Here is a 10,446-nt window from a genome sequence, read left to right as displayed (position 1 = left end):
GCCTCGATCATAACAAAAAATGTTAACCAAACCATCCCCTAAACAAATGGCCCATTCAAAACGAGAAATGCAGCAACAGCTGCAGAAAGTCAGTAAGATGATCGGTAATACGCCCGTGTTAAAACTGGATAGCGTAGACGCCGGACTGTATGTAAAACTGGAACAGTACAATGCCTTCGGCAGTATAAAAGACAGGCCTGCTTTTTATGTGATCAGCAAAGCGCTGCAACGCGGCGATATTGACGAAAATACCATTATCGTAGAATCCTCATCCGGTAACTATGCTATAGCCCTGGCGCGTATCTGCAAGCTCCTGGGATTGACTTTTATACCCGTAATCGACCCCAATATCACCAGCGAGAAAGAGCATGTATTACGCCTGCTTTGCGACGATGTGCACAAGGTAACAGAACTCGATGAAACCGGCGGCTACCTCTTGTCCCGCCTTAAAGCCGTACAGGAATATAAGCTGAATAACGACAATGTCTTTCATCCCAACCAGTATGGTAATGAAGACAACTACCAGGCCTATTACCACGGTCTCGGGGTCGAGATCAGCGAGCGTTTCGATCGCCTCGACTACCTGGTCATGAGTGTCAGCACCGGTGGTTCCGTAGCCGGTATTTCCCTGCGTGTAAAGGAAAAATTCCCCAATGTAAAGATCGTTGCCGTAGATGTTGAAGGCTCTGTGATCTTTGGTGGCGGTCCCAAGAAGCGTAAGATAACCGGTATGGGCGCCAGCTTGCGTACCCCGTTTTTTGATAATGCGCTTATCGACGAAATCATGATCCTTTCGCAGGAAGAGATCGTAAACGGTTGTCATGCCCTGTTGAAAAAACAAGGCCTGTTTTCCGGCGCTTCCAGCGGTGCCGCTTATTATGCAGCCCAGGAAAAGATCCGCCAGGTCGGCAACCCCGATATGAACATCCTGTTTATAGCGCCCGACAGCGGTGATGCCTATGTCAACAATGTTTACAACGAAGTGTGGATCGAAAAATACATTAACCAGCCTAAATACGAAATAGCATGATTTACATTAATGAGAAGATCATTACAGAGACGCCCATCCAATGGGCAGAAGTTTTTGACCAGATTGAGTTAGCCACGGCAACACTGCATGCCGGCGATTTCAGTCAGCCGGTAAAACCTTACCTGCGGTATGGCAACCCTAAGAACAGGATCATAGCCATGCCTGCATTCCTGGGTGGCCGGCATAATGTGTCGGGTATTAAATGGATTGCCAGCTTCCCGGGTAATATCGACTCCGGTCTGCCGCGCGCCCACTCCGTAATCGTACTCAACGAAGCCGAAACCGGTAAACCCTTGTCGGTAATCAATACCGCGAGGATCAGTGGTATCCGTACCGCAGGCGTGTCCGGTACCCTTATCCGTAAATATATCGATGCCCTGCCCGCCGGTAAAAAGCTGGTCTTCGGCATCATTGGCCTGGGCCCTATCGGGCAATTGCACCTCGATATGGTATTGAACGCTTTCGCCGATCACATCGAAAAGGTAGTGGTATACGACCTGAGAAATAACCTGTATGAGCAGTATGGCGCCGATCCCCGTATCGAGTATGCTGCCGGCTGGGAAGAAGTTTTTGATCAGTCCGATGTGTTTATGACCTGTACGGTATCCGATCATCGTTATATCGGTAAAAAACCGTTGAAGCCTTCGCTGCATTTAAATGTTTCGCTGCGTGATTACGAGTCTTCGTTCCTGCAGTTTGTAGATACTATGGTAGTCGATGACTGGGAAGAGATCTGCCGCGAAAATACCGACATCGAAATGATGCATAAAAACGAAGGGCTGCAGGAATCGGATGTACACACGATCGCCGATGTTATTTGCGGCGGCTTGTTTGGCGCCGATGTGGCTGAGCAGGTAATCATGTTCAACCCGATGGGCATGGCTATATTCGATATGGCTGTAGCCGGGTATTTCCTGCAACGGGTCAAAGAACTGAATACCGGCGTATTGCTCGAAGATTAAACGCTGTTCCGGTGGTACTACTTTCCCGGTTGGGCCGGGAACAATGGCAAGGGGCCGTTGTTCCCGCGATCCTGCCGTTTATCCCTGATTAAATAAGATTGTTGTTATGAGTGCAAAAAGAAGTGCAGCCTTAGGCTTTATTTTTGTTACCCTTTTACTGGATGTGATCGGCCTGGGTATCATATTGCCGGTCATGCCCAAGCTGATCGAACACCTTACCGGTAAGGGTTTGAGCGATGCGGCGCGTTACAGCGGCTGGCTTACCTTTGCCTATGCCGCCGCGCAGTTTATATGCTCTCCTTTAATCGGCGGCCTGAGTGATAAGTATGGCAGGCGGCCCGTGCTCCTGCTGTCCATGCTGGGTTTCGGACTGGACTATGTGTTCATGGCTTTCGTTACGGATATTAACCTGTTGTTCGTCGGGCGTATCGTAGCCGGTATTACCGGCGCCAGTATGGCTACCGCTACGGCTTATATTGCCGATATCAGCAGTCCCGAGAAGCGGGCGCAGAATTTCGGCCTGGTTGGCGCCGCTTTCGGCCTGGGTTTGATTATCGGACCCGGCCTGGGCGCACTGCTCAGCCAATGGGGCCTGCGTGCACCCTTTATCGCTTCTGCTGCATTGACCTTCCTGAATTTTATCTACGGTCTCTTTATCCTGCCCGAATCCCTGCCCAGGGAGAACCGCAGGAAGTTTGACCTGCGCCGGGCCAACCCCATCGGTTCGCTGATCTACCTGCGACGTTACCCCGTTATAGCCGGCCTGGTGATAACCTTGCTCCTGTCTTATATTTCCAGTTTTGCCATACACACCACCTGGGTATTTTATACCATGATGAAGTTTAACTGGAACGAACAGTGGGTAGGCATGTCGCTTATGTTTATCGGCATTACCGTGGTGATTGTCAGTGGTGGATTGGTGCGGGTGATTATCCCCAGCATCGGTAAGAAGAATGCAATGCTCAGCGGCCTGTTGTTGTATTTTGCCGGCCTGATCCTGGTTGCCTTTGCAACGCAGAGCTGGATGCTGTTTGTATTTATGATCCCTTATTGCCTGGGCGGTATTTGCGAACCGGCCCTGCGGGGCATTATGTCCAACCAGGTGCCGGCCAACGAACAGGGCGAGTTACAGGGAGCGCTTACCAGTCTCCTTAGTCTCACGCAGATTGTCGGTCCGCTGGTGATGACCTATACCTTTTCCTATTTTACCCGGCCGGGTGGAGCTGTTTACTTTCCCGAAGCGCCGTTTATTCTTGGCGCTGTCTTATTGCTGGTCAGTGTGCTGCTGGCTGCCAGGAGCACCAGGGGCCTGGCCGTACAGGAATAGTAAGGTAAAGATACCTGTATCGTAATACCCGGAAGCCTCACTTTTATAGTGAGGCTTTTGTGCTGTATGGCAGGAGCAATGCTTTGTTCTACCTATTCCGTGTTGCTGTCGCTGACCTGCCTATGGCCGGTTGTGCCGTTCTGTATGCAGTATAATTGTGGATAAACAGGAATAAGTTAAGTATTAATAATGAGATAAAAATGCGTATAAATACGGTTTTATATTCAAAAGCGTAGTAATATTTTTACAATAACAAAGCGCCCGTTTATCCCTTTGGGTTGGCCGAGGCGTTGTTCAAAACCCCTAAAACTTATCTCATGGCTACAACAGCTTTTGCAAAAAAATTAGTGGACATAACGCAACAGCAATACGCGTTGCATAAGAATATGGATGAGGCAGAATCCAAACTCTGCAAGCAGATACAGCAATACTGGACGGGGCTGGGCTTCACGTTTACCAGTTGTGTAGCAGTACCCTGGTCGGCGGTTTTTGTTTCTTGGTGCCTGAAGCAGGCCGGCGCTACGGCCGAAGAGTTCCGGTTTGCACAAAGTCATTCCAAATTCGTGTATGCCGCCATTGCCAATGCACAGCAAAATAGAGGGGTATTCAGGGGAAGGCAGATCACCGAATATGCGCCTAAACTGGGCGATATCCTGCACAACAATCGTGGCGGCAACACCTTTACCTATGCATATGCTAAAGCCCATGAGGGTTACGAATCGCATTCGGCGATCGTTATCGAAGTCGGTGAAGATAATAAAGGAAAATATGCGCTCACCATCGGCGGTAATGAAGGAGACTCGATCCGGGTAAAGGAAATACGACTCGACAAAAATGGCTTTGTTAAACAACGTACGGCCAATCCCTTTATATCCATTATTGAAAACCTGAAATAAAATACCTATGGCATACGATTTCAAAATAAGGAGTACTGTTACCGAAAAAGGTAAGACGGCCTATTATGCAAAGCTTTCGGGCTCCGGGGAGAACGAGTTCTTTGTCGGTTACAAAACCTATTACAAAGAGCAGGATGCATACGGGTTATATAATTCGGCGCAAAAGACCGACCTGCGTTATAAAGGCGCAGATTACGAAGCCCAGTTTGGTTTCTGGGCCATGTTTATAGAGCCCACGGCGCTCGCAGAAAGCGGCGCATCCTTCATTTGTCTGAACACCTATGACAGGGCTTACTTTACTTTCGGGTTTATGCAATTTGCGGCACATGTGCCCAATGGCGACTTCGTGATTTTCCTGCGCAGCCTGTTGGCGCTGGCTAATGCCGCCGATTATTTCCCAAGGTTGAAGCTGATCGATGGGCGGATCTTTTACCTGGCGGACAATGGCGCAAAAACGCAGCTGGAATCCGATACCTCCACGCAGCCCCTGATGAAATACCTGAACCCCGGCTTAAGTGAAGTCGAGCAACAGGAACTGATCTGTTCGGCCCGGATGATCCATTGGGCGACCAACGACAGCGCCCATCGCAAAATACAGGTGGAAGAGTCGATCGGGCTGTATAAGTCCAATATGGTGAAATACCACAAAAGACTGGGGCTCGACGGTTACCCGGCCAAGGTATGCTTTATGGTCTGCGATATATTGCACCAGGGGCGCGCCCGGTATGACCGTATTGCCAGTGCATTGGATACGAAAGGTAATTATGAAAAAGCCTATCTCAATCTCTGTTCTATCGGTGAGGTGAACTATGCCGACCGGATCGCAACGCTCAAAAAAAGTATAAAGAACCTGGAGGGTAATGGTGTTTTTAATAAAACTTACCACGCCGCAACCAATTCCTTCATTTAAAGCAGCTTCCTATGAATAAGCAAGTTGGCGCAATCCTGGTTGGTCTGTTCTTTTCGTGCCTGTTTGCCGGTAAGGCTTATGGGCAGCGGGATACCGTCTATTTTCTTAACGGCGATCTGCGGGTCAGGATCATTACGGTGCCCGATTTCGATACCGCCGCTCATCCGCCTGAAAATGCTGCTACCCTAAAGGACGCGATATACACCGAAAATATCAACAGGACCCATGTGTTGCAATATATCGACATCCGCCAGGTCTATACTTCCGACCTGGTAAAAGATTACAGTGTAACGGTGCAGGCTTCGGGCGGGTATCTCAATGTTGTTGTCGTCAACAGCAAAAAGCCGTCGACGCATAACATCCGGTTGCAGCAAGGGGAGCGTGTAGCCCTGCAGCGGCTAAACAGCGATTTCTTTCATGACATCAGGATCCAATACCTGGAACATAACCCGGGTTATTATTTAATTATGGAAGGCAGGGCAGCGATAAAACAAAAAGAAAAAATGCAGGCCGCTTCCAGGGCGAAATAGCCTGTGCGTCTTAAATACGGCTTGGAAGTCCTGTCCGCGCAGGGTTTATAAAATAATCACTATGGATAAAAATAATGTCAAAGGAAGTAAACCTGTTAATGTTGCTTTCGACAAGATACTCGCAGATCTCGGGCGCATCGAAGCGCAACAGCAAAAGCAGCGGGAGCAGATAGCTGCGCAAAAGAAACTCACGCTCCAGGATGGGCCGCCTAAGGCAACGGAACGATTGAAAAAGCTGAAAAACCAAAAGAAGCAGTATTCCGATGTCATTACACCAACCGTTGATGGCGACGAATTGCAATGGGTGCACCTGGTCCAGGAGGGCGGTGGTACACTGGGCATCTCGCTGGTGGGCTTTGTGTTTGTACTGGAGTATTTAGGTATCCGGTTTTTAAGGCTGGCCGGAACAAGCGCGGGCGCTATCAATACCATGTTTCTCGCGGCTATCGGGAAGAAAGATGATCCCAAAACGCCCGAACTCTATGATATGATGACCGATGACAAGCGGTTCAATATGAAAAGTTTTGTGGATGCTAAAAAGAAGGTCGTGCGCTGGCTGATCTTTTCGTTGGGTAAAGGTATGGGCCTGCTTTCCAATCTTGCGGTCTCGTTTATCGCACTGCTGGTTATGGTGCTCTTGCCCTTGCCGCTGATCAGCATCCTGGGCAAGGAAGGCCTGGTGATGTATCTCCTGGTCTTATGCCTTTTTATTGTTTCGACGGTAGTCCTGGTCAGTTTACTGGCCCGGCTCAGCCGGTACAATTTCGGGATCAACCCGGGTCGTAAGTTTACAGAATTTGTAGAAGAGGAACTGGCTGGTTTTGGGGTAACCGCTACCAAAGAGCTTTATGGAAAAGCCAAAGGCAGCGGTACTTTTAAGCTTGACCCTGTTTCGGGCTTATATTCGGCATGGCTTTATTCCGACGATCCTTTGCCCAACCCGGATAAAATATTCCTGTCCTTGCGCCCCGGCGCCGGGCAGACTAACCCGGTTACGAATACACTGAATGCCAACTATTATAAAATCAGGTACGATATATCGCTGGTCGCCACAGATATTGCCAACAAGTGCAAGGTGATCCTGCCTAAAGATGCCTACCTGTATTTCCAGGAGGTAAGACCGGTAAACCCGGCAGCATTTGTGCGCGCCTCCATGGCCATTCCTTTGTTTTTTGAGCCGCAGTTTTTTCCCGATAAACCCGAAAAAGATAAACCGGGCACCTTGATCAGCAAGGTGCTGAAAAAGAAATGGTGGCGGGTAAAAGGCATCGGCGCCAACGAGGTGGAGGATAAGGGCATTTTGATAGACGGTGGGTCCTTATCCAATTTTCCGATCAATCTTTTTCATGAAGCCAAAATCCAATCGCCGCGTTTACCGGTAATGGGTGTAAGGATTATGGATGAAAAACCTACTTCCGCCTACAAGGTAACGCAGCGGATGTCGCTTGGTTATTTTGTGGGCAGCATCATCAATACACTCCGCGGCAACGAAGATAGTTCGTTCATTGCAGCTAACCCTTTTTACAAAAGGTTCTGTATCGCAGAGATCAAGGCCTACCAGACCAAGGTTAACTGGCTGAATTTTGATTTAACCACCGAACAGAAGGATGCACTTTTTATGAAAGGCGTAGAGGCTGCGCTGCAATACCTGGAACGTTTTGACTGGAACACCTATAAAACAGAGAGGGCTAAATTATGATCACGCAAATAATACAACGGATTTGTTTTTTATTGTCGTCCATGCTGTTCGGTATTATGGCCTACCTGCAGCTGGGCAGCAAGGGCGGGGCATTGGTATACTGCTCTGTTGCGGCGTTCCGGGATTACTTCATCGGGATGGAACCGGCACAGCAGGATAAATTCCGCCATATGCTGCAATACGATAATTGCTTCGTGTTGTTCTTCGGTTTGTTCCTGTTGGCATATGCGTTCGGTTTGCGCGCGCAGCGAACCCTGGTACTGCAACAAAAGCAAACGGCGGCAGTTACGCTTGTCGTGATTGGTGCGCCATTTTGGTTTTACCTCCTGCTGTTTATGACTGCCGGTTATATGTTGTCTGACTGGGGCGAAAACCAGCTTTTAAGCCGGGCCATAAACGATAAGGATTTCGAGTGTTGCCTGTTCCGGTATGTACAGGTTTTCAAGTGGGTATTGGCCACGGGCTCGCTGCTCCTGGCTTTGCTGGTCGATATGCGCATGCGTAAACTGGATATGGGACGAAGGCATTTTTGGAAGCCCTTATTGTACCTGGTATTCGGTATTGTGCTTGTTGTACTCACCTGTTTGCTGCTGAAGGCAATATTGGGGTGAGGGAATCGGTTTTAAGGGTAAAGCGTGGTTGGGCTTATGGCTATTTTTAATTTTTATCAGTATTGATAAAACCATTGTAGCGGGTGAATATTTTGCTGTATGGCCTATTGGTTTTATTGGTAATAATAAATTCGTTTTTATGAATAAAGAAATTGCTTATTTAAGTCTTTCTAAAACAATATTCACACGAATCATCTTTGTGATATTGGCTTTAATGGCTACCAGAGCGTTTTCTCAGGATGAGGTTGGTTTGTCGGTCAGTGAACTGAAAAGAAGAGTTGATAACTCCTTTTTATACCAGGCGGCCGATGTTTTCATCCGCGATGAAGCAGTATATTATAAGGATAAACCCAATCCTAATGCTTTAAGTCTGAGTGCCAAACAAAAAGAATGGCTGAAACAGATAACGCAAAAAATGTTGGATAAGATTCAAAAGCATTACAGGTCGAGAAAGAGTGAATTTACAAAGTATTTTAAGGTCGATATGCCCAGGGTTCCTGATATCTTATTAAACATGACGAATGGTACCGGTGGGGCTTATACAGAATTTTTAAATGATAACAGCGTACAGATGAATATCGACTATGCGCTTCTGGAGGGAAACTTTCATGCAAGTCTCGGTTACGGGCTGAAGGAAATGCTAAAGGATTCGACTGGCCGATCTGTGATTGATACCTTGACAGAGCGCGATATCCTCGGTATATTAAAGTCGAAGCGAGATGAGCTGTCGCAGTTTGTACAGCCAACCTTCTTTGATATGTTGACCTCTTGGGAGGATTTTTTGGGATTTAGCACGGGGTATTTCCAATTCGCAGACCTGGCAAGCCTGATCAAAACAATAGAAGATCAGTATTGGGGCTCTTTACTGTTTGTGCTGGCACATGAATTAGGGCATACTGTTTTTAAAACCGTTAAACCCGCGGAGCATTTCGATACCACCTTATTCAAACAGAATGAACTTGATGCCGACCGGTTTGCTACCTTTTTATTATCGGAGCCATATATGGCGCTGGCCGTAACAAGAATTAAGTTTAGTCCCTATAGTTACGATCCACTTGCCGTTCCCTTTGGTTATACTCAGCCCCGGTACGTCTATATGTACAATCTCCGCAAAGACGATGCGGAAACCTATTTAGGTTACCTGATCTTTTTTAATAAAGGTTATGAACTGACTTTTAGCCGGTATGGCAGCGAGGGAGAAAATAATTATCCCGGGAACGCCGAAAGAGTTGCCGCTGCCAAGGAAGTGTTCTCCTATTGCTACAAGGAATATAAGTACAAGGTCAAAAAGAAAGTGATGAGGAAGAAGTTTTTAGAAGACATAGGAAGAAATTTTTCTGACAGATTATCTAACTCATTTTCGCTTCTATGAAAAAAAATATCTTAATGTCCCTGCTGTGTTATCCTTTCTTTTGGTGGTCTTCTGTTCTGGCCCAGGATATACGGGATAGTGCAGAATATAATGACGCTGAAGTAAGGTTGTCGTTTTATTACAAGTACCAGGGAGCTGGCGCAGGGGGAGGAATGAACGTGAATGTCATCCCATTTGACCTGGAAAGAAAAGCGATGACAGACATTTTATTTTCTGTACTACAGGAGAATCAGTACAGCGTTTTGAATTATGATCCTAATGGTAAGAATGCATTGTTGGAAATGGGACGATGGTATTTTACAGATACTGTTGCTATGGATCGCGAGAAGCTAAAGGCCTATAATGAATCTAATAAAACCATGTCCATGCCCGCGGATCGCTATTATGCGTTACAATATAAAGTTCTTTATCAAAAGGACATATTGGACGGTACGAAGCGTATGAACATCACTACCGTGACAACGCTTTTTCAACGTGGAGCCGCTGGGCCCTGGTCTCTATTCAAAGGCCAATATTCCGGGGCTTATTTCAGTAATCTTCTTTTGAATGATATCAAGGCTAAATTGGATAAACTTTATCCGAAAAAAAAATAGGTATGAAGAAAAAATGGATACTAACTATTGTCTGGCTGGCATCTTTTGTGCTGTGCCTGTGCCTAGTTGAGTCTTTTTTTTATTTCAAAAACGGAGATGGTATCCCGTTTTTATTAAGCGATGATCGTGTGGCGGCATGGCGCCCTGTTCGTAATCTCTACTTCCCATATTTGAGTGGTGTCCTGGCTTTTTGGTTTATCCGTCCCTTCCCCCCGGCTAAAACGCTACAGGCGGGTAAGCGCCGGTTTACGCTTGCCATTTGTTGTACACTCCTTTTTAATGTGATTGTATTATTTATTATCTCACAAGTCTATTGGAACTATCAGGAAGGTACTAATGCGATTGAAAATATTAATGACGCCGTAACCATGGCAGCCTGGTTTAGTTTTGTTGTTGCTCCTGTTAACGCTTTTTATTTTGGTGGCAGTAGTTCGTAACAATTCAGCTCATTCATGACATGTCGTTGCCCATTCTGCTCGCAGCGCCTCGCTACGAACAGGACATAAACTTTATACC

General features: G+C 47.0%; 11 protein-coding genes. All 11 read left to right on the top strand.

Features of this window, described 5'->3' with window-relative positions; all coding sequences use genetic code 11:
* Positions 1-46: 46 nt before the first annotated feature.
* On the top strand, positions 47-1,030 hold the full coding sequence (sbnA, locus tag B0I18_RS21425; RefSeq protein WP_181358572.1) for a 2,3-diaminopropionate biosynthesis protein SbnA: 984 nt from the start codon (positions 47-49) through the stop codon (positions 1,028-1,030).
* Positions 1,027-1,992 (top strand): 2,3-diaminopropionate biosynthesis protein SbnB, encoded by a 966-nt coding sequence (locus B0I18_RS21420; protein ID WP_106524800.1) that lies wholly within the window; start codon positions 1,027-1,029, stop codon positions 1,990-1,992. The genes sbnA and B0I18_RS21420 overlap by 4 nt, the downstream gene beginning before the upstream one ends.
* Positions 1,993-2,098: 106 nt before the next feature.
* Positions 2,099-3,319 (top strand): TCR/Tet family MFS transporter, encoded by a 1,221-nt coding sequence (locus B0I18_RS21415; RefSeq protein ID WP_106524799.1) that lies wholly within the window; start codon positions 2,099-2,101, stop codon positions 3,317-3,319.
* A 317-nt stretch (positions 3,320-3,636) separates the two neighbouring features.
* The gene (locus B0I18_RS21410) at positions 3,637-4,215 is read left to right on the top strand and encodes a DUF2272 domain-containing protein (protein WP_106524798.1); all 579 of its coding nucleotides are present in this window, start codon (positions 3,637-3,639) and stop codon (positions 4,213-4,215) included.
* A 7-nt stretch (positions 4,216-4,222) separates the two neighbouring features.
* Complete coding sequence (locus tag B0I18_RS21405) at positions 4,223-5,125, top strand: hypothetical protein (protein ID WP_106524797.1); 903 nt, start codon at positions 4,223-4,225, stop codon at positions 5,123-5,125.
* An 11-nt stretch (positions 5,126-5,136) separates the two neighbouring features.
* Positions 5,137-5,655, top strand: a complete 519-nt coding sequence (locus tag B0I18_RS21400) for a hypothetical protein (protein WP_106524796.1) — start codon at positions 5,137-5,139, stop codon at positions 5,653-5,655.
* A 61-nt stretch (positions 5,656-5,716) separates the two neighbouring features.
* Complete coding sequence (locus tag B0I18_RS21395) at positions 5,717-7,354, top strand: patatin-like phospholipase family protein (protein ID WP_106524795.1); 1,638 nt, start codon at positions 5,717-5,719, stop codon at positions 7,352-7,354.
* A complete protein-coding gene (locus B0I18_RS21390; RefSeq protein ID WP_146146832.1) occupies positions 7,351-7,965 on the top strand; it encodes a hypothetical protein in 615 nt (204 codons plus the stop codon). Before B0I18_RS21395 ends, B0I18_RS21390 begins: the two co-directional genes overlap by 4 nt.
* Positions 7,966-8,104: 139 nt before the next feature.
* A complete protein-coding gene (locus B0I18_RS21385; protein ID WP_146146831.1) occupies positions 8,105-9,337 on the top strand; it encodes an ImmA/IrrE family metallo-endopeptidase in 1,233 nt (410 codons plus the stop codon).
* Entirely contained in the window at positions 9,334-9,930 is a 597-nt protein-coding gene (locus B0I18_RS21380) for a hypothetical protein (protein WP_146146830.1), read from the top strand. Before B0I18_RS21385 ends, B0I18_RS21380 begins: the two co-directional genes overlap by 4 nt.
* A 2-nt stretch (positions 9,931-9,932) precedes the next feature.
* Positions 9,933-10,367, top strand: coding sequence for a hypothetical protein (locus B0I18_RS21375; protein WP_106524791.1), 435 nt, complete (start codon positions 9,933-9,935; stop codon positions 10,365-10,367).
* Positions 10,368-10,446: the final 79 nt, after the last annotated feature.

Source organism: Taibaiella chishuiensis, assembly GCF_003014535.1.
Classification (GTDB): Bacteria; Bacteroidota; Bacteroidia; order Chitinophagales; family Chitinophagaceae; genus Taibaiella; species Taibaiella chishuiensis.
This window is presented reverse-complemented; position numbering and strand designations above follow the sequence as displayed.

Bases quoted from the DNA above. Each gene is read 5' to 3' on its own strand.
- sbnA (WP_181358572.1), top strand. From the start codon at position 47: ATGGCCCATTCAAAACGAGAAATGCAGCAACAGCTGCAGAAAGTCAGT.
- B0I18_RS21420 (WP_106524800.1), top strand. From the start codon at position 1,027: ATGATTTACATTAATGAGAAGATCATTACAGAGACGCCCATCCAATGG.
- B0I18_RS21415 (WP_106524799.1), top strand. From the start codon at position 2,099: ATGAGTGCAAAAAGAAGTGCAGCCTTAGGCTTTATTTTTGTTACCCTT.
- B0I18_RS21410 (WP_106524798.1), top strand. From the start codon at position 3,637: ATGGCTACAACAGCTTTTGCAAAAAAATTAGTGGACATAACGCAACAG.
- B0I18_RS21405 (WP_106524797.1), top strand. From the start codon at position 4,223: ATGGCATACGATTTCAAAATAAGGAGTACTGTTACCGAAAAAGGTAAG.
- B0I18_RS21400 (WP_106524796.1), top strand. From the start codon at position 5,137: ATGAATAAGCAAGTTGGCGCAATCCTGGTTGGTCTGTTCTTTTCGTGC.
- B0I18_RS21395 (WP_106524795.1), top strand. From the start codon at position 5,717: ATGGATAAAAATAATGTCAAAGGAAGTAAACCTGTTAATGTTGCTTTC.
- B0I18_RS21390 (WP_146146832.1), top strand. From the start codon at position 7,351: ATGATCACGCAAATAATACAACGGATTTGTTTTTTATTGTCGTCCATG.
- B0I18_RS21385 (WP_146146831.1), top strand. From the start codon at position 8,105: ATGAATAAAGAAATTGCTTATTTAAGTCTTTCTAAAACAATATTCACA.
- B0I18_RS21380 (WP_146146830.1), top strand. From the start codon at position 9,334: ATGAAAAAAAATATCTTAATGTCCCTGCTGTGTTATCCTTTCTTTTGG.
- B0I18_RS21375 (WP_106524791.1), top strand. From the start codon at position 9,933: ATGAAGAAAAAATGGATACTAACTATTGTCTGGCTGGCATCTTTTGTG.